Genomic DNA, 16,922 nt, shown 5'->3' with positions numbered 1-16,922 from the left:
CTTTTAAAGATGACGTATTGGCATACCAATTACGCGATCTTGACTATATCAACTAAAATTGGCCTGTCAATTTCCGGCTGCCGTCAATTGTACGCTCAAGACCGCACCGACTCAGCGATTTCCGGCGGGATGGCGTTGGCCTCGGTCAGAAAGTCTTTGATCTCGTCAACATACTGCCACATGGCGACAAAGGCGGCGTCGCCATCGTGACGCCTGAGCGCGGCCACAAGCTTTTCACGTGCGGCGGTCCAGCGGTCACTCTTAAGCTCCGTCGCCGGTGCATAGAAATTGTGCCACAGCGGGCTGTTGTCGCGCCGTTGCCAAAGATGGTGGGCAAGGCTGATCAGTTCGGGATTTTGGGTGGCGCGGGCTATGCTCAGGTGGAAGCGCATTTCGGTATAGGCGCGCGAGCCGGCGTGCGGCGCGACGCGGCATTCCTCGCTTAAACGTTCCAGCTCGATTAAGTCGTCTTCCGTCGCCGAAAGGGCGGCCAACCGCGACAAATGACTTTCAAACCACTGCTGCGATTGCAAAAATTCGGCCGGGCCGGACGGCGGTAACGTGTCAAAGGGACGCTCCTTGACCGCTTCATCCGCGTCACTTGCGTCCAATTCATAAGCGCGACGCGTTATGTAGATACCCGAGCCCTGGCGCGACTGAATAAGCCCCTTGACCTCCAGCATGACCAGCGCATCGCGCACCACGGCCCGTCCGACATTATACATCTCGGCCAATTCACGTTCGGTGGGCAGCTTGCCCAGCATGCGGAACTCTCCGTTCCGAATACGCTCAAGCAGCGATTCGCCTACCGTGCGGTAAGCGCGAACGTCCTTGTCCGAATCAACACGCGCCGAAAGAGCGGGTGAATGAGGTGCCATAGGGTTGGTTTTCCTGTCTCTGTTCCCGGGCAGATACGGTCACAATTAATACGTCGTCCGTCAAGGTGATAACCACGACGCCACGCACCCGCCCTCACAAGTATAGTGTTCAAGACTAACGCTTGACCTGGCGACACGCAAGCGGGGCTTTTGTTAGCGCTCACATAAATATACTAGGGCAAAACAAGAAAGAACTGCCGTCTAAGTGTTGAGTCGGGCGCGTCAAAACTTGTCCGTTTGCCGGACAGCAAGCCCCTGAAGCCCAAGGCAAGTGTGTTTCAAATACAACAGCCTCCACAGGAATGGTTTACCACTTCGCCCCCACGCCACAAATTTGTATGATAATTAGTGCGTTGAAATAATGTGGGTTTTTTATATGACTTTTAGTTTCACCCACGCAAAAAGCCTGACGCGCGAAAAACCCTTGCAACTGATATGAAATGGAAACATCACAAAACTGTCCGATTCCCGTTGACTTCCTTCAGCAAGGTTTCATAGTGTGGCCACAGTTGAGCAAAATTTGGCCGCAATCCGCAACTTTGCGATCAAGCTTTCTTAACTAGAGACGCGGTATCTGCTAGAATTGTGTCAGGGGCCTTAAGAATTCATTCAACAAACCCTGCTTGAGAATAACTTTAAACTGTAAAAAGACAGTGTAGGTTGCTCTTAAAGATGGATTTAACGCACCAAAACAATGGTGTCTTTTTTTTGAGGTAATTGGTTGGCCAATCAAACTCTCAGTGCCGAATAGGTCAAGCGCTCAATAAACAGGTTCCACGTCGATATAAGTGGGAAAGACATGGCCCCAGCAGCTCAGTCTGCCGGAGGTATCAGAGGAGAAACTATAATGACGATGCCTATAAACGGGCGCCGCGAGCTTAAAAAAGTCTTGCTTTGCGCCACCATACTCATGAGCGGCACAGCGGGAATCGCCTTCGCTCAGGACGCTGCACCAGCCGATACTTCCGCAGCTACAGAAGTCGTCGTTACCGGCTTCAAGAAGAGCTACGCTGATGCCGTGCGTTCCAAGAAGAACAACATCGAAATCACTGACGGCATTTCCTCGGATGGCCTCGGCCGTTTCCCCGACCTGAACGTCGGCGAAGCTCTGCAACGCATTCCGGGCGTCCAGATCAACCGCGAAGCCGAAGGTCGCAACGCCACGATCAACCTGCGCGGCATGCCAGGCTCGTATGCCCGCACGACCCTGAATGGTCAGGCCTTTGCGGATCCGCCTTCCCTGAGCGACGATTCGTCCACCCCTCTGGGCGCCTTCAATTCTGACATTTTCAGCGCTTTCATGATCGAAAAGTCGCCTATGGCCAACGCCCAATCGGGTGGGCTTTCGGGTAATATCGACGTGCAGATCGCTCCCGCCCTGTCGCGTAAGGATGGCGGATTCGCCAAGGCGTCTTACGAATATAACGCGCTGGGCAAATTGGCGGCGCCAGCCTTTACCGTTGGCTATAACAAGCATATCAGCCCGACGCTCGCCGTTTTCGGCACGCTCGCCTACAAGCACGAAAACTTCCGTCGTGATACGCTGCGCTTCAACACCTACAGCGCCCTCAGCGCTCAAGGCACGGGGCAATCCGCCGCGGATTTCGCATCGCAATATGGCGCCTATTATTCCCCCACGGCCTGCACCAGTTCAGCAGCAGCCTTCTGTAGCTCCCTGGCCAGCGCTCTGAACATGACCGATGCTGACGCAGCTCAGTACGTCAACAGCTCGACGGGCTCCAAAGGCAAGGCCGGCGCCTGGTATGACAGCGCCCTGCGCCAGTACACCCGCACCAACGAAGGCAACCTGTGGACCGGATCGGCAGGCATAGAGTGGAAGCCGAACGACAGCACCAAGCTCGGTGTGGTCGGCTTCTATACGGACCGCGACCTGCCCAAGACCACACAATATTTCCTGATCAACTCGATGTGGGATGGCGCGGGCACCGTGGCGACCCATGGCGATCCGGTCTCGACCTCCGATGGCCGTTATCTCTATTCCGACATCACGATGACCAACTTCCCGGCCAAGTCATCGACCCGCCTGTACTCACAGCATCAACAGTCCAAGGGACTGGTTGCCAATGCCGACTGGCGTGATGACAAGTGGCGCGCTGCAGCCGTCCTGTCGATCTCGAACAGTTTGAGCTCCTCGCTCGAAACGGAACTCGACTTGCAGACCAATCCCAACTATTCGGGTGGAACGAATGGCATTACGGCCAATTTCAACACCGGTCTCGGCAAGCTGGGCGACTTCTCCTACAATGTGACGCCGAGCCCTCAGAACGCAATCTTCAACTACGCGTTCAATGATGTGACGGCCTCCACTGTGAAGAATGGCAAAGTTTGTGACGGGGACACCCCCCCCACCTATGCAGCAAATGCGTGGAACTGGACGTCGTGCGATCCTGAAAACCTTTATACGGCCGGTGGCGTCTACAACCTCAATGTCTCCGGGTCCGAGAGCTACGCCTATAATCAGGTAAACTCGGCTCAGTTTGATCTGGAGCGCTATATTGATTTTGGCCCGATCACCAGCATCCAAGGTGGCGTCCGTCTGGAGCAGAACCGCTTCAAGTCCAAGGGCTTCCGTAACATGGCTTACGGCATCGACACGACCAAAATCACTCAGGACATGCTGATCGCGGCACCATCGATCAATGATTTCATGGGCGGTGACGCGGCGATCTCCAAGAACTGGCAGGTTATCGACGCCGAGAAGTTCCTGTCCGCTGTAACACCGGTCACGGCTTACAATGGCGGCGGACTGACAAGCGTCGGCTTGAATATCCTTTATGCCGACAGCGCCTTTGGCAAATACAACTTTACCAACACCAACAACCTTACCCAGGCCTATATCCAGGCGAAATACGATACCCAGATCATCGGTCATCGTGTCCGTGGTAACTTTGGCGCGCGCTATGAGACGACCGACAACTCGATCCAGACTCTGGATCAAACCTCTGCCTTCGCCGACAGCGTAGGCGCCTTGGCAAACTTCAGCCAGCACGAGATCAAGAACAAGTATCATTACTGGTTGCCATCGGCTATTTTTGCGGCCGATATCCGTGACGATCTCGTTCTGCGTGGTGCCTACTACAAGACCTACGTTCGTCCTCAGGCGCGTCAGTATTCGCCGGTCTCTCAGTTCGGGCAACCCTTACGTAACGGCAGCTCATCGACACCGTCGTTGGAAATCGACAAAGCGACGGTCAGGATTGGAAACAACAATCTACGCCCGTATCTGGCCGACTCCTACGATCTGTCACTGGAATGGTATAACCGCCCCAACAGCCTGATCTCTCTTGCATATTTCGACAAGAAGATCACGGGACGCATTGCCGACACCAGCGACCCGGCGCTTCTCTGCCCGGCTGATGGCTCGAACTGGGGTTATGGCGCTCTGAACTGGAACGGTACGAACTGTATCGCCACGACTTTAAGCACCAGCTCGAAGATCGTCTTCGTCGAAGCCTCCGGCAGCTATAACCTCGACAAGCCGACCTACGTGCATGGCCTTGAGTTCAACATTCAACAGAATCTGGACTTCCTGCCCGGCTTCTGGAAGAACTTCGGCGGTAACTTCAACTATGCCTTCACCCAAGCGAAGAGCCCAGCGCTGGCGCCCTTCGCTGGCATCTCGAAGTTCACCTATAACGCCATCGGTTATTACGAGACCACCAAATGGGGCGTCCGCGCCACCTATAACTGGCGCTCGGATTATCCGCTCAACGCTAACGGCACCTACAGCGGCAAAGCACGCTCCGTCAAGGCGCGTGGTCAGCTCGATCTGTCAGCTTCGTACAACATCAATGATCAGTATACGGTGTCCCTGGACGCTTACAACATGACCAATTCGAAGCGTTTTGAATACGAAAATGACAGCAAGCTGGTTCGTTGGATCGACTACGACGGCAGCACCTACACCGTTACGCTTAAGGCGATCTTCTAACTCCGGAGGTTTCCTTGACTTGGAGGCGTGACCCTTTCCCTTTGGTTACGCCTCCTCCTTTTAGCCGTGCCGGTAACGGCTAATCGTCAAAGTAACCTTTGCGAATCCTCCCTCAGACGCGGATCCGGTCTCCCGCCCCCGCGCCTTACTGGCCTGGCAGTTTCATCTGCCAGGCCCTTTTTTTATAGGAATGCCGCTCTGCCCTTTTCAGGTGCTTTCAGAGCATCAGGCGCTTTCAGATAGGCGGGCCTGACAATGTTGCGCAATAAAGTCTTCATGCGTGGGCATACGGGTAAGGCAGTTCCCGATGACACTGCGCAAATCGGATAGCCACGTTTTCATGGCGTCGGAAGGTATGCTCAGGCTGAGCGGTTCCGGCGCCGCCGGCATCAGGCCCTGCCCGATCATGACCGCTAACCAGCTCGGCGTACGGAACTGCTCGCCACGCTCCTCAGGGATACGCCCGCGGCTTGAAAACAGGTCAATGCGGTTTTGCAGCCCCTCGGGGATGTCCATATGGCGGCAATAACGCCAGAACTCCGAGTCATCGCGCGTGCCCACCTTATAGTGCAGTATGAGGAAGTCGCGAATATCTTCGTACTCACGCGCCATGGCCGCGTTGTAGGCGGCCGTGTCCGCCTTTGAGAAATCCTTGTCTGGGAAGAGATATTGCAGGCGCAGAATGGCGTTCTGAATGAGCATGATCGACGTGGATTCCAGGGGCTCCAGAAAGCCGGCTGATAAACCAACCGCGATACAGTTCTTTTTCCAGAAGGTCTCACGGCGGCCTGTCGTAAAGCGGATCGGCCGTGGATCCGCCAGGGGCGGCGAGTCCAGATTGGCCAGAAGCGCATCCATCGCCTGCGTGTCATCTATGAAGGCGCTTGAAAAGACATGGCCGTTGCCATCCCTGTGTTGCAGCGGAATACGCCATTGCCAGCCGGCGCTCAGGGCTGTGGAGCGCGTGTAGGGCGCCGGCGGCCCCTTACGGGCAGTCGGCACAGCCAGGGCGCGATCGCACGGCAGGTAGCGCGACCAGTCGATATAGCCAACCCCCAGGGCCTCACCCAGCAAGAGGGCGCGGAAACCCGTGCAGTCAATAAACAGATCGCCATCGATACAGCGGCCATCTTCCAGAGAGAGGCTCTCAATGGCGCCCGAATCTCCCAGATTGACGCGGCCGATTTTGCCTTCCAGCCGCACCACGCCCGCCGCCTCGGAGATTGAGCGCAGAAAACGCGCATATAGGGAGGCGTCGAACTGGTAGGCATAGGCAATCTCGGCCAGCGGAGAATTGGCCCCGGTCGGTCGCATGAAGCGCCCGTTGATCGAGGCCAGAGATTGAAGGCTGTAATTTTCAAGCCGATCCGCGCCGTTTTCGAGATAGTGCCTCAGCCAGACGGCATGAAACGGCAAGGCGCCGTAGTCGCGGCCATAGGGGCCAAAGGAGTGATGGTAGGCGTGGCCCTGACGTCCCCAGTTGACGAACTCAATACCCAGTTTGAACGTGCCCTTTGTGAAGCGGACAAATTCATCTTCGCTTATCCCCAGGTGGCGGTTAAAAACATGGATATAGGGCGTCGTCGCCTCACCGACACCGACCGTGCCGATTTCCTCGCTCTCAACCAGCACAATCTCTTCAAAGTCGTCGCGCAAAATCCTGGAGAACCAGGCCGCGGTCATCCATCCGGCGGTGCCTCCGCCCGCGATGACGACTTTTTTGATGGTGCCTTGCGACATTGTTCCGCTCCCTGCCCCTCGCGGCGCGCTCTTTTCTCACCGGAGAACAGCCCCTCCAGATCATGCGGAATGATACTGGGAATCAAAAATTTGTCTATAATTTTCAACGCGATCGAGGGCTTTGTAACCTTTGGGGCAGGCGCCCCGGAGGCAGCCTGTCGGCCTTAAGGCCGGGGCATCGGCGTAACCCATTGAGATTTCTTGTTGTATTTGTTCGCAACATTGTCTTTAAATCCACAAATGGTTGACCAAAAAATATGGCCTGATAACGCAGGTCGCTGTCGCGCTCGCGACGATCATGTCATCTCTGAGGAATACGGAAGGAATACAGCGCATGATATCCGTCAAACCTCGTCTTTTTACAGCTCTCCTCCCGTTGCTCTGGGCCGCTCTTAGCCCTCTCGCTCAAGCTCAGGCTGACGTCACACTGTATGACGGACAGCGCGTGGCTGAGGTCCTGTATGACGCCCATCAAGGCGACGCCGCCCTGCCCTTGGCAGCACAGATGCTGGTGGGGGACCTGCACGATCTGACAGGCAAGACACCCGTGGCCGCAAGGGATCGGGCACTGTGCCGGACCACCTGCGTTTTGCTGGGCCTTTCTAACGCGCCGCGCGTACAGGCCCTCGCCCGGCGGGCCAATATCTCGCTCGATGACCTGTCCGGGCAATGGGAAGTCTACCGTCGCTTTGTTGTGCGTGATGGCGCGGCGACCTATGTGGTGATCGCCGGTTCCGATCTTCGTGGCGCCATATACGGCGCGGTCGATCTTTCCAGAAGCCTGGGTATTTCACCGTGGTCGTGGTGGGCTGACGTAACGCCCCGGCAACAGTCGCACCTGTCGGTATCCGAGGCGGCCTTCACTTCGAAACCGCCCTCGGTTCAATATCGGGGCATCTTCCTCAACGATGAAGACTGGGGCCTGGAACCCTGGGCCGCCGCCACGCAAGACCCCGCCAAGGGCAACATCGGTCCAAACACCTACAGGCGCGTTTTCGAACTGATGTGGCGGCTGAAGGCCAATACGCTGTGGCCGGCCATGCACACCGTCTCGACGCCTTTTTACAGCGACCTCGCCAATCCGAAACTGGCCCATGACTACGCCATCGTCATGGGTACATCGCACGCCGAACCGATGATGCGCAATAATTTGCGCGAGTGGGATGAATCCAAAAGCGGCGCTTTTGATTTCACGCGCAATGGCAAAAAAATTGCCACCTACTGGAAAGACCGGATCAAGCAGAGCGCGCCTTATGAGAGCATCTACACCGTGGGGCTGCGCGGCATTCACGATGGCCCCATGCAGGGCGCCACCACCACACAGGAACGCAGTCAGGTCCTTGAACATGTCATCGACATCCAGCGCGACCTCCTGACCCAAACGCTCAAGCGTCCGGCCGCGACAACGCCCCAAGTCTATGTGGCCTATCATGAGCTTCAGGAAGCTTACGATTCCGGTCTCAAAGTTCCGGACGACGTTACCCTGATGTGGGCCGATGACAATTATGGCTACCTGAGACGCCTGTCCGGTCCGGCCGAACAGGCAAGATCAGGTGGTGCCGGCGTATATTATCATCTCTCCTATTGGGGCCGCCCGCATGACTATCTCTGGCTCGGCACTACGCAGCCCGGCCTGATCCGCGAGGAAATGGAGCGCGCTTTCGATACCAACGCCCGCAGGATGTGGATTGTCAATGTCGGCGATATCAAGCCGATCGAGTATCTGTCGCAGTATTTCCTGGACCTGGCCTTTGATGCCAACCTACTCACCCAGCCAGCGGATGCGCATTTGCGCGACTTTATGCGCGAACAGTTTGGCGACACACAGGCCGAGGCTCTGGCCGGCCTGATGAGGCGCTATTATGATCTGGCGTTCGAGCGCAAGCCGGAGTTCATGGGTTTCGGTCAGGCCGAGTGGGTCACGCCGAACCGCCATACGGACTATGTCAGCTTCGATGGGCAGGAAGCTGAAGCTCGCCTGAAGGCGTATCGCGATCTGACCGTAGAGGCCGAAGCGATCGGCGCCACCCTACCTGCGGATCGGCAGGCGGCCTTTTATGAGCTCGTCCTTTATCCCGTCAGGGCGAGCGCAAACCTGAACGCGCGCATCCTTAACCTCGACCTGGCCGACCTTTATGCCCGCGAGCAACGCGCCTCTGTGAACAGCTACGTCGATACCGCCCGGGCGGCCCACGCAGAACTCGTCGAAGACACTGAGCGCTACAATGCGCTTTTGGGCGGCAAATGGCGCGGCATCATGGATATGGCGCCGCGGCGCCTTCCGGTTTTTGACGAGCCCGTGTGGCCCAGCTGGACCGTCTCACCCAAGACGGGCTGCGACCTGTTGCTTTCAGGCCAGTGGATCAATGATCACAACACCCTGACCTTTGTCGCGGGACGCCCTCAAACCCGACCTGTGACCCTGTTCTCGCATCAGCCCGTATCACAGGACTGGTCGCTTCAGACACCCGTGGCCGGCCTGACCCTTTCCAACCAAAACGGCGCCCTGAACGGGCAAAACCATTATCAGACACAACTTAGTCTGAGCTATGACGGCGCATCGCCCCCCGGCGACAAAGCACTGAAGCTTATGTGCGGCGGTGCTGAACACACAGTCTATGTGCGCATATTGCCGGCAATGCCGATGAGCCTGACGGCGGAAGATAACCGGCGTGTCACCCTGCGACCGGATCTGGCCACCCTTAGCGCCGACTGGGAGCGCATCGGTGAACTGGGCAGTCTGGGCAGCGTGCTGCGCGCCCGGCAAAACCTGACGTCAGCCTCACTCGACGACGCTGCGAAACGCGCGCCCCTCACCTATCGTTTCGCAACCTCTTCGGAATCAGGCGGGACGGTTAAACTCATCGCCCTGCCCACGCATCCGACGACACCCGATCAAGGCCTAAGGGTGCTTGTCAGGTTAGATGACGGTCCCCTACAACTGCTTGACGTTTCGACCATCGGGCGCAGCGACCCATGGCGGGCCAATGTGCTGTCGAACGCGGCGATCAAGACATTTGATTTCAGACCCTTGCCGGCTGGCGAACACACTTTGAGCGTTTATGCCGTCGACCCGGGCCTGATGATTGACCGCATAGAGATCGATCTTGACGGTGCCCGCCCCCACTACGGCGCGATCCGGACCGATCCCTCAGGTCCGTGAACACGGAGTCCCACCCGCGTTTCCCTTGTCTTCCACCTTCATGCAGAAAATCACTATGGATACGATCGCACCGCCTGTGAATGACCCTGACTCTTCAGGAGGGAAGAAGACCCCGAAAGAGCGCCGGGCCTATCAGGATATCGGCGATCACCTTGTTCAAAGGATAAGGGCCGGAGAGTTTCGCTCCACCGGCCGTTTGCCGCCCGAAAGGGACCTGGCCCTGTGGTACGATGTCGGTCGCACGGTGATCAGGGACGCCCTGGTCATGCTCGATGTCAAAGGACTTGTCGAGCCGCGTCAGGGATCCGGCATCTACATTACACGCAAGGCCTATCAATCCGCGCTTTCGGAAGACACACCTTATGAAACCCTGGCTGAGCTGGAATCGAAACCCGCCGCGGCCCCATTCGAACTGCTCGAAGCCCGGCAGATTATCGAAAGTCTTATCGCTAAAATAGCCGCCGAGAACGCCACCGACGCTGATCTTGCCGTCATTGAAGAGGCCCTGGCCAATCACCGAAATGCGCGATATGGCGAGCCTAAGGAGACCTTCGACATTCTTTTCCACATGGCCATCGCCCAGGCGACGCAGAATAAGGAACTGGCCCTGCTGGTCAATCAATTGTGGCGCAGGCGTGACAACAGCCCAATGTGGCTAACCCTGCACAAGCGCGTCAAGGACGCCAATTATCGCGACAACTGGATCATCGATCACGAAGTGATCCTGAAAGCGCTGAAGAGTCGCAACGGCAACGCCGCCTATGTGGCCATGTGGCAGCATATCGAAAATGTCAAAACCTTCCTGGCAGGACCAAATGCCGCGTTTGATGATAAGGGGTAAAAGTGGATCAGTCCTTGCAATAGGGGCTCCGTCAAGATGCGAACCAACGATACGGAGCCATCTTCCGCTGGCGACCGCCTAGCAAACGATGAAGTATACCGCGCTGTCGGCAATCAAGCTTCGGATATCTATACCGACGCCCTTTTGATCAGCGTCCCGGCGTATAATTTGCCAACATACTGTTTGAAAACAGGAGACGTGCCGATATGCCCCCTTATAGTATACAAACGCACCGGACCGTAAAACAGACCATTGCCGCCTTGGCGCTGTACCAGTCTACATCGCTGTCGTGGCATATTTTGCAATCCGCGAATTGAGAATTAGAGCGCTAAAAGATTTCGTAGGAAAAAAAAGCCCGCACTACGCCCAACTCAACCTTCAACTCAACTACACCTGTAGAGTGAGACCACCTTGAAAGTCCCAGCGTCCTGATCCTGATGCGCTGGATTGTCGAACCAGACGAAAGAAATATAACGCATGGCTAGGTATGAAATCGCCGCCATTAAACGGGTGCCGCCAGCCGGCACCAGCGCCTCTTGCTATAACGTCCGTTAACGTTGAAAAATCCCTTAAAATATGCATGTTCCGCCGTGTGATGCCCTCGAAATTCCAATGAAACTCGCCTGTATCCTGGTGATTTGGGGGGCAGATTGGGGGCACTTTAGTCGACTCTGGTGCGTCAACGTGACGTCGATTGAGGCGTATCTGAGAGCATCCAGGCATGATCGCTGTCATTATGGAAAAGCCACGACCTCGTTGGCCCTGCCATGACATTCAGATAATAAAGATCGTAGCCGTGGGCCGCGCTAACGGGATGATAGCCTTCCGGCACCATCACCACGTCCTCATCCTCAACCAAAATCATCTCATCCAAGCGCCGGTCATCGGTATATACGCGCTGACAGGCAAACCCCTGTCGGGGGTTGATACGATGGTAATAGGTCTCCTCCAGCGCCGTTTCCTCGCCCGGTCTCGCACTATCGTGTTTGTGAGGAGGATAACTCGACCAATGGCCACCTGGTGTGACAACCTCAACCACCAGCAAACTAAAAGCGGGCTGATCTTCGGGCAAGATATTACGGACATATCGGGTATTGGTACCCATGCCGCGTACCTTGCGCACCATCTCGTGCGGCGAAATCGTTCGCGCTGAAATGCCCGTACTCCCAGGGGCTGTGCAGACGGCGAGTTCAACAGCACTCTCAGCAACCACCACATACGGCTCATCCGGCGGCACATAGACAGCACCGGGGGCGACATCCTCGAATACGCTCTTGCGTCCCCCCACGTGACCAAAGTCTGTTTCCCCCACGGTGATGTGCGTATCGCCGCTCAAGACCACCAGACAAGCTTCACGGCCGGCTTCCTGTCCGCGGTAAGGCTGGCCAGCCAGCAACTTCACCATACGAAAACCGACGTGTTTCCAACCTGCGGATTCGGGCGTGATATCAATCACAACGCCAAAGTCGTCGCAAGGCGCCGATTTAACCCGCAGATGGCTCATGGATTTAGCACCACTTCCGAAAGGCCCGCGACTTGTGACAGGTGCTTAAGGGTATCCAATCCCCTTTGCGCATATAGTCGCGGATCTGCCCTTTTCGGATCCTGCTCCGCTTCAACAATAATCCATCCGTCGTAACCTATGTTTGCAAGGGCGCTAAAGAGGCGGGCGAAATCGATACTGCCGTCTCCGGGCACGGTAAACATACCTGCCAACACCCCATTCAGAAAGCTGTCGGACTGCCCCGCCGTCTCATCAAAGATGCTCTGGCGAATATCCTTGGCATGGACGTGTTGTATGCGATCAGCATGGTGATCGATGACATCAAAAGGATCAATGCCTCCCAGGACTGCGTGGCCAGTATCGAGTGTTATGCCAACCCGTGGGCCTGTAAAGGCAAAAAAAGCTGCCAGATCTTGATTATCCTGAACGACAGTCCCGAGATGATAGTGGTAAGCGAATTTCAGTCCCTGCGCATAAATATAGTCAGCCACTTCCGTAAGCCGTTGACCGAAAATACGCCATTCCGCCTCAGTTAAATGCGGCCGCACCTGCAAAGGTGTCTCACGCTGACCATGAATCGCATTGCTTGTTTCCGCAATGATAAACACAGAACAGTTCATAGCCTTAAGAAGGGCCAGATGGGGTTTCAGGGCCTCGATCTCTTCTTGCGCGGTGCGCGTCAGGAGCGAAGCGCTATACCAGCCCCCCACGAGATCCAGACTGTACGTATCCAAAAGAGGTTTCAGGCTTTCGGGCGCCTTAGGGAAGCGCCCTCCGAGTTCGATGCCAACAAAGCCAATCGCCTGGGCGTCTTGCAGAACCTGCTGCAAAGATGTCTCTGCTCCAAGTTCAGGCATGTCGTCGTTAATCCAAGCGATAGGGCTGACCCCAAAGCGAATCGTCATTTGCGCTGTCTCCTCCTGATATCATTAAGTTTCTTATCGTAGCGCCCACGTGCTTCACGGACAGCCGCTGTTTGCGACACTTCCGAAATGGCCACATCCCACCACGCACCGCCCAGGGATGAGGATAAATCCGGATCCGATTCGATAACAAGGACAGAGGTTAGGTCGCGGCCCTGTGCCTGGACAAGGGCGGCCTCAAATTCAGCGATCGTGGCGGCTTTTTCGGCATAGGCGCCAAGGCTGCGGGCATGGGCCACGAAATCAATCGCCGGCAGTGTGCGGTGATAAGACTCTGTAAATCGATTGTTGAAGGGCTGGCTGCCCGTAGACTTTTGCAGCCTGTGTATACAACCGTATCCTCCGTTATCGATCAGAATGATGATGATTTTGATGCCCATCATCACAGCCGTGGCAATCTCGGCATTCATCATCAGGTAGCTTCCATCGCCCACCAGCACATAAACCTCGCGTTCGGGCGAAGCCATTTTGACGCCCACACCTCCGGCAATTTCATACCCCATGCAGGAATATCCATATTCCATATGGTATCCACCCGACGTTTTTGTTCTCCAGACCTTTTGCATATCACCAGGAAGGCCCCCGGCTGCCCCGACAACAATCGCATCATCGCCGGCCTGACGCCACAGCGCCCCCAGAACCTGTGTTTCATTGGGCGGCCCCGAGACGGGGGGCAGCAAGGCGGCGTCTACAGTCGTCGTCCATGCACTGCGAGCCGCCTGCAAGCTCTCCGAGGAGGTTGTCATCCAACCGTCCAGGGCGGCGGATAAGCCCTCCAGAACTACCTTTGCGTCCCCAACCACCGTCTCGGCCGCAAACTTGTGCGCGTCATACGCGGCTATATTCACCTGAACAAGTTGGGCCTTCGCCCCGAAAAGACCGGCCGACCCCGTCGTGAAATCCTGCAACCGCGTGCCGATGCCGACGATCAGATCCGCATTTTGTACCGCCAGGTTTGCCGCTTGTGATCCTGTCACGCCTAAGCCGCCCAGGTTGCACGGGTGATCCCAGGGTACAGCCCCCTTCCCGGCTTGAGTTTCTGCAAATAGCAGTCCATGACGAAGCGCCAGATCCGATAGGGTTGTCTCCGCCAGGGCGTATTTTACACCCCCGCCTGCGATCAAGACCGGCAACTTCGCCGCCTTAAGACGGGACACCAGATTTGCCAGTTCAGCAGCGTCGGGCGCAGGGCGGCGGATGGTCCATACCCGCTTGTCAAAAAAGCTGTCCGGATACTCATAGGCTTCGGACTGGACGTCCTGACAGAGACAAAGCGTAACCGGCCCGCAACGGGCAGGATCGGTCAGGGTGGACATCGCGCGCGGCAGGGCCGAGAGAATTTGCTCTGGCCGGGTGATCTGATCAAAATAGGCAGACACAGGCCGGAAACAGGTATTGGCGGAAACGGTTGCGTCGCCAAAGTCTTCGATCTGCTGCAGCACCGGATCAGGCCGGCGATTGGCGTAGACATCGCCGGGAAGAAAAAGGACGGGCAGACGATTGATATGGGCCAGCGCCGCCGCCGTCACCATGTTTGTCGCACCAGGGCCTATGGACGTCGTGCAGACGAAGGCCTGCCTGCGGGCTTTTTGTTTGGCGAAGGCGATGGCTGCATGGGCCATCGCCTGCTCATTATGCGCGCGGTAGGTTGGCAAGGTTTCGCGCACGTCATAAAGCGCCTCGCCAAGCCCTGCCACATTGCCATGACCGAAGATTGCCCACACGCCCGCAAAATAGGGCAGCACCAGGCCGTCTACGTCAATGAATTGATTGGAAAGAAAGCGGACAACCGCCTGCGCCGCCGTTTGTCGGGTTGATGTCACGCTGCTGGCTCCAACACCTGGCGCGCTGTACGCCAAGCATGGACCAGATTAGACAGCTTTTGTGCCATGGCTGCAATCGCTTGTTCGTCACTTAAGCGATCACGGAACCACTCAACCGCGACCTCGTGGAAAATGGTGCGACCGATGGCGAAGCCCTTGATACACGGATAGGCCGCAGCCACCCGAAACGCCTCAACCAGACTCTCGGAGGGGGCCGACAAGCCAAGCAGAACAACCCCATGGCAGAGAGGATCGCAGTCTTGAATAACGGCAGAGATATTATCCCATGCGACCTTGCTGGTGGCTGGCTCAAGTTTCCACCAATCGGGCTTTATGCCGATCTCATAAAGACGTCGCATGGCACGCGCCACTGTATCATCTCCGGCCTCGATATCCGGCGGCAGAATCACCTCAAGGATCAACTCGTGATCAGTCTGCCGACAGGCGTCAAACAGCCGTAAAACCTGCGCCTCTTGTGCAGTCTGCAGAACCTGATCGTCATCAGGATGATAATAGATCAAGCATTTGACGACCTGGTTGCGTGGCCAGCGCAAGATTTCCATGCCAACATCGGCTGAAGACTCAAATGTCAGCGGGCGAGATTTCGGGGTCTCAATCGGCCTGCCGATCCAGTAGCCCAGCTTGGCAGCCTCATCCAGGGCCACCGAACCATATCGGCTATCCAGTAAAACACCGAAGCCCGGAGCACCCTTTGCCGTAGCATGCAGGGCTTTCACGGCGAGTTGCTTGAAGTCCGAGATGCGCTCAGTCCCCACAGCGAGTTCTGCAGCGACTTCCTCAAACTGATCGCGGTGATCGATAGCCAGAACGGTCAATTCGTCATATTTTGATCGTCGGGTGCTCGCCCAGTGTATGTGGTCGAGTTGCGCCTGCGCCTCAGGTGGCAAGGGATGACGCGCGGCTGACATAAAATACGTCAGTTCGTTGTCCGTCGGCATGGCAGGAGAGCAGCCGTGACGGGAGACAACGATGGCCCCGCACGCATTCCCCCATAGACCACAGGTGTACAGGTCTTGCCCCGTAAGCCACGCCTTCAGAAAACCGGCAGCAAAAGCATCCCCTGCCCCCAAGACATTGAGCACATCAACAGCAAACCCCGGCACATCTATGCGGCTCGCCGGCTCGCCGGACAAGATTGTGCATCCCTTGGCGCCAGTCTTCACAACGATCAGGGCCTGTGTCAGCGCGCGTACGGCGTCGAGAGCCAGGCCCATATCTTCGTGGCCGCCCAGAATACGAATCTCGTCTTCGGTGCCAATAATGACATCGCAAAGCGCAGCAACACTCTGCAGGGTTTGGGTGACAGACACTTCCTCGATATACCGGAGTTCACCATTGTCTTTCGGCAGAAGGTTCCAAAGAACCGGCCGGTAATCAATGTCAAAAATCAGCTTGCCACCCGCTTCGCGTATCAGGCGTGCCGCCTCCAGACTGGCTTGACGTGGCGGATCACACGACAGATGTGTGCCATTTATCAGAAGCGCGCGTGCAGAACCAATCCAGGCAGCGTCGAGATGATCAGATTGGAGCGCCATGTCCGCGCAGTTTTCCCGGTAGAATATCAGTGGGAAAGTGTCTTTGTTGACGATGCCTAAGAGAACAAGTGCCGTCAGGCGTTCCTGATCTGTTGTCACGCCTCGGGTATCGATGTTTTCTTGAACGAGTTGTTCAAGAATGAAGCGCCCCATGTGATCTGCACCAACCCGGGTGATGAGGCCAGACCTTAGGCCGAGGCGTGAGGCGCCAATAGCCGTATTGGTGGGGCTGCCCCCGACATATTTTGCGAACGAGGACATATCCTCCAAACGACCACCGATCTGTTGACCATAGAGATCAACACTGGAACGCCCCAGCGTAATAAGGTCGAGGTCCTTGTTAGGCAGGTAGTTGGCAGATGACCGCTCTGTAATGTCCATTTGGCTTCCTCGTTCCCTCAATCCGCCCTATTGCCCTGACCTGTTCCTCACCGTGACCATCGAAGGCCGGTGTTGTTAGGGTCGCAATAAAGGTGGCGGTCTCGGGCATCATGCCCATCGCCACTAAGAACTATATTTTCTATTTTTTTTCATTTTGCAAT

At 56.4% G+C, this 16,922-nt stretch carries 9 protein-coding genes; 3 read left to right on the top strand and 6 right to left on the bottom strand.

The genetic code is table 11. The features are described from left to right. Window positions 1–95: 95 nt before the first annotated feature. Window positions 96–878: a GntR family transcriptional regulator gene (locus B060_RS24490; protein ID WP_018082270.1), complete on the bottom strand. Its 783-nt coding sequence runs from the start codon at window positions 876–878 to the stop codon at window positions 96–98. Window positions 879–1,725: 847 nt separating this feature from the next. Here B060_RS24490 and B060_RS0113215 point away from each other — a divergent pair. Next, window positions 1,726–4,830: a TonB-dependent receptor gene (locus B060_RS0113215; protein ID WP_026172821.1), complete on the top strand. Its 3,105-nt coding sequence runs from the start codon at window positions 1,726–1,728 to the stop codon at window positions 4,828–4,830. Window positions 4,831–5,055: 225 nt separating this feature from the next. Here the strand turns inward: B060_RS0113215 and B060_RS0113210 are convergent, their stop codons facing one another. Further along, window positions 5,056–6,570, bottom strand: a complete 1,515-nt coding sequence (locus tag B060_RS0113210) for a tryptophan halogenase family protein (RefSeq protein ID WP_018082268.1) — start codon at window positions 6,568–6,570, stop codon at window positions 5,056–5,058. Window positions 6,571–7,015: 445 nt separating this feature from the next. Here B060_RS0113210 and B060_RS0113205 point away from each other — a divergent pair, with 445 nt between their 5' ends. After that, window positions 7,016–9,733, top strand: coding sequence for a glycosyl hydrolase 115 family protein (locus B060_RS0113205; protein ID WP_018082267.1), 2,718 nt, complete (start codon window positions 7,016–7,018; stop codon window positions 9,731–9,733). 55 nt (window positions 9,734–9,788) lie between these two features. After that, window positions 9,789–10,574 (top strand): FCD domain-containing protein, encoded by a 786-nt coding sequence (locus B060_RS0113200; RefSeq protein ID WP_018082266.1) that lies wholly within the window; start codon window positions 9,789–9,791, stop codon window positions 10,572–10,574. A gap of 679 nt (window positions 10,575–11,253) precedes the next feature. Here the strand turns inward: B060_RS0113200 and iolB are convergent. Genes iolB through B060_RS0113180 form a run of 4 tightly spaced genes read right to left on the bottom strand, consistent with a single transcriptional unit; the run spans window position 11,254 to window position 16,761 of the window. Beyond that, window positions 11,254–12,078, bottom strand: coding sequence for a 5-deoxy-glucuronate isomerase (gene iolB / locus B060_RS0113195; protein ID WP_018082265.1), 825 nt, complete (start codon window positions 12,076–12,078; stop codon window positions 11,254–11,256). Continuing rightward, window positions 12,075–12,983, bottom strand: coding sequence for a myo-inosose-2 dehydratase (gene iolE / locus B060_RS0113190; protein ID WP_018082264.1), 909 nt, complete (start codon window positions 12,981–12,983; stop codon window positions 12,075–12,077). Before iolE ends, iolB begins: the two co-directional genes overlap by 4 nt. Further along, window positions 12,980–14,824 (bottom strand): 3D-(3,5/4)-trihydroxycyclohexane-1,2-dione acylhydrolase (decyclizing), encoded by a 1,845-nt coding sequence (gene iolD, locus B060_RS0113185; RefSeq protein WP_018082263.1) that lies wholly within the window; start codon window positions 14,822–14,824, stop codon window positions 12,980–12,982. Before iolD ends, iolE begins: the two co-directional genes overlap by 4 nt. Beyond that, a complete protein-coding gene (locus B060_RS0113180) occupies window positions 14,821–16,761 on the bottom strand; it encodes a bifunctional 5-dehydro-2-deoxygluconokinase/5-dehydro-2-deoxyphosphogluconate aldolase (RefSeq protein ID WP_018082262.1) in 1,941 nt (646 codons plus the stop codon). Before B060_RS0113180 ends, iolD begins: the two co-directional genes overlap by 4 nt. Window positions 16,762–16,922: the final 161 nt, after the last annotated feature.

This window comes from Asticcacaulis benevestitus DSM 16100 = ATCC BAA-896 (assembly GCF_000376105.1).
Classification (GTDB): Bacteria; Pseudomonadota; Alphaproteobacteria; order Caulobacterales; family Caulobacteraceae; genus Asticcacaulis; species Asticcacaulis benevestitus.
Note: the sequence above shows the minus strand (reverse complement) of the source record. Positions and strands in the feature narration are given on the sequence as shown.

Coding starts and splice junctions, on each gene's coding strand:
- B060_RS0113180 (WP_018082262.1), bottom strand. CDS start 16,761: ATGGACATTACAGAGCGGTCATCTGCCAACTACCTGCCTAACAAGGAC.
- B060_RS0113210 (WP_018082268.1), bottom strand. CDS start 6,570: ATGTCGCAAGGCACCATCAAAAAAGTCGTCATCGCGGGCGGAGGCACC.
- B060_RS0113215 (WP_026172821.1), top strand. CDS start 1,726: ATGACGATGCCTATAAACGGGCGCCGCGAGCTTAAAAAAGTCTTGCTT.
- B060_RS0113200 (WP_018082266.1), top strand. CDS start 9,789: ATGGATACGATCGCACCGCCTGTGAATGACCCTGACTCTTCAGGAGGG.
- iolB (WP_018082265.1), bottom strand. CDS start 12,078: ATGAGCCATCTGCGGGTTAAATCGGCGCCTTGCGACGACTTTGGCGTT.
- B060_RS24490 (WP_018082270.1), bottom strand. CDS start 878: ATGGCACCTCATTCACCCGCTCTTTCGGCGCGTGTTGATTCGGACAAG.
- iolE (WP_018082264.1), bottom strand. CDS start 12,983: ATGACGATTCGCTTTGGGGTCAGCCCTATCGCTTGGATTAACGACGAC.